1 pseudogene is annotated in these 2,824 nt (G+C 40.4%); it reads left to right on the top strand.

The features are described 5' to 3' along the window. Window positions 1-2,824: pseudogene (locus AC2JBO_RS44310) on the top strand (AMP-binding enzyme); the annotation flags it as partial.

Below are 2,824 nucleotides of genomic sequence, written 5' to 3'. Positions count from 1 at the left end.
GCTCTGACACAGCAAGTTTTTATTGATAATCCTTTTAAAGACACCACTCAGAACTCAGCACTCAGAACTCAGCACTTATTATATAAAACTGGTGACAAAGCACGTTATCTAAAAGACGGTAACATCGAATTTCTGAATCGCATCGATTATCAAGTGAAAATTCGCGGCTTCCGTATTGAGCTAGGAGAAATAGAAGCGGTATTAACACAACATCCGCAAGTGCGAGAAGTCGTAGTTATCGCGCGTTCCGACCAACCTGGCAACCATTACTTAGTAGCTTATGTTGTTCCTAACCAGGAAGTTGAAAACAACGAACTACGTGATTTCCTCAAACAAAAGCTGCCTGAATATATGGTTCCTACTGCGTTTGTAATGTTGGAATCTATACCCCTAACTCCTAATGGCAAAGTTGATCGCCGCGCGTTGCCTGTACCAGATGTTCAACAAAGTCTTATTACTAACTTTGTTCCTGCCCAAACGCCTACACAAGAAATTCTCGCACAGCTATGGTCAGAAATCCTTAATCTCAAACAAGTAGGCATTTATGACAACTTCTTTGAAATAGGTGGACATTCTTTACTAGCTACTCAAGTAATTTCACGGTTGCGCTCTTCGTTTGGAATGGAGTTGCCTCTACGCCAACTCTTTGAGGCGCCTACCATCGCAGCCTTAGCAGAGAGTATCGACCAAATTCGTGTAACAGTACAAAAGCTACAAAAGACTTCTAGTTATCAACAAGACGAACGTGAGGAAATAGAATTATGAAGACAATTCAAGAGTTTTTATCTGATTTAGCTAATTCGGATATTAAGTTATGGTTAGATGTTAACGAAAAAAGTTCAGAAGAAGTTAGTTTACGCTGTAATGCTCCAAAGGGAATACTAACACCAGATATACGCACACAGTTAGCTGAACGTAAAGCAGAAATTATCTCCTTTTTGCAACAAGGTATCGAATCAAGTTCAACTGTTGATGCAATTACTCCAATTAGTCGAGATATCGATTTACCTTTGTCCTTCGGTCAAGCTAGACTATGGTTCCTCAATCAACTTGATGACCAAGCTGCCACCTATAATATACCAGTTACTTTGCGTCTCTCTGGTACACTAAACATAGTTGCTTTTGAGATGGCTGTGCAAGAAATTGTACGGCGCCACGAAGTTTTGCGTACTAATTTTAAAATGGTCAACGATGCCGCAGTACAAGTTATTACTGACTATGCTACAGCAACCATTTCAATAGAAGATTTACGACATGTTCCATACTTAGAACAATCTGCCCAAGTGCAACAATTAGCACAGCGTGAAGCTCAACAACCCTTTGACCTCTCAAATGATTCATTATTGCGAGTCAGTTTACTAAAATTGTCAGAAAAATCTCATGTGCTGCTACTGACCATGCACCACATTATTTCAGATGGTTGGTCAATGGGAGTATTTATTAATGAACTATCTGAACTTTATCAAGCTTTCTGTAATGGAGAGCCTTCACAATTGCCAGAATTACCAATTCAATATGCAGACTTTGCACACTGGCAACGGCAATGGTTGAGTGGAGAGGTATTAGAAACCCAACTTAACTATTGGAAACAAAACTTAAAAGGAATACCACCTTTAGTTGAACTTCCTACCGACCGTCCCCGTCCCTCAGTTCAAACATTCCAAGGTAGTTTTACAGAATTTCTACTTGGTCAAGAACTGACATCTCAAATAAAGGCTTTGAGTCAAAAGTCAGGAACAACCTTATTTATGACCATGCTAGCGGCTTTTAGCACTTTAATGTATCGCTACAGCGGTCAAGAGGACATAGTTATTGGCTCTCCAATTGCTAACCGCAACCGTAGTGAATTAGAACCATTAATAGGCTTTTTTGTCAATACCCAGGTATTACGAACTCAACTACACGGAAAACCGAACTTCAGCGAGTTATTAGAGCGAGTGCGCGAGACAACTTTGGGCGCCTATGACCATCAAGACTTACCCTTTGAAAAACTAGTTGAGGAACTTCAGCCAGAACGTTCTCTTAGCCATACACCATTATTCCAGGTAATGTTTGTTATGGAGAATACCCCAATCGGGAAACTCGAACTACCTGGTTTAACCATCACTCCTTTAGAACTAGAGAACATCACAGCTAAGTTTGATTTAACCTTATCAATTCAGGAAACAGAGTCAGGATTACTTTGTGGGTGGGAATATAACAGCGACTTGTTTGATGTGACAACAATTGAGCAAATGGCTGTTCATTTCCAAACCCTGCTCGAAAGTATTGTGAAGAATCCCCATCAACAAGTTGCACAATTACCAATAATGACAGCAAGTGAGCAACATCAATTACTTGTTGAATGGAATAATACAGGCGCCGACTACCCATTAGAACAAACTTTTACCCAACAGTTTGAAGCAACTGTTGAGAAAAACCCCAACGCAATAGCAGTAACATTTGAAAATCAGCAACTAACTTATCAACAATTAAACGCGCGTGCAAACCGCTGGGCAAGACATTTAGTTTCCCTTGGAGTCGGAGCAGAAACCATCGTTGCTATAAATAGCGAGCGCAATATTAATTTCTTAACGGCAATGCTCGCAGTATTCAAAGCAGGTGGCGCCTACCTACCTCTCAACCCTCATCATCCAGTTGAACGTAATCGCCAAGTACTAGAACAAAGTCAAGTATCACTAATATTATCAGCTAAAAGTTGCTCATCTTGTGGAGCAGGCATCCCGGAGCGCCCAGAATTAGGAACTCTCTTGGATGCCCATTCCACAAATCAAGTATTATTGCTTGAAGATTTAGATTCCCTTGATTATTCAACAGAAAACTT

It is taken from the genome of Calothrix sp. CBUCES-K 9914, assembly GCF_059640475.1.
This window is presented reverse-complemented; position numbering and strand designations above follow the sequence as displayed.